At 58.4% G+C, this 478-nt stretch carries 1 protein-coding gene; it reads left to right on the forward strand.

The features are described 5' to 3' along the window. A partial coding sequence (locus tag A3754_RS06275; RefSeq protein WP_197468511.1) for a polysaccharide biosynthesis protein occupies positions 1-478 on the forward strand: 478 nt, incomplete at both ends.

Genomic DNA, 478 nt, shown 5'->3' on the forward strand with positions numbered 1-478 from the left:
GATTCGCTATTTCATGACCATTCCGGAAGCTTCCCAACTGGTGATCCAGGCGGGTGCCATGGCCCAGGGCGGTGAAGTCTTTGTGCTGGATATGGGCGAGCCAGTGCGCATTGTGGACCTGGCGCGGACCATGGTGCATTTGATGGGCATGTCCGTGCGGGATGAGAAGAGCCCGGACGGTGATATCGAGATTGCTTTTTCCGGCCTGCGGCCGGGTGAAAAGCTCTATGAAGAGCTGCTGATCGGTGATTGCAGTACGCGTACCGAGCACGAGATGATCATGCAGGCCCATGAAGAAAAGCTGGAATGGGATGAAATCTCTTTCGCTCTGGAAGCCTTCCGCAAGGCGCTAAGTCGCGCCGACAGGGATGCCCTGCGGGCTTTGCTGCGCAGCTATGTGAATGGGTACGAGCCGAGCGGAGTGAGCGTCGAGGCGCCCAAAAGTGCGCCTAGCCGTGAATTGCCGACAATGGTGGCG

The sequence above is a fragment of the Alcanivorax sp. HI0083 genome (assembly GCF_001635175.1).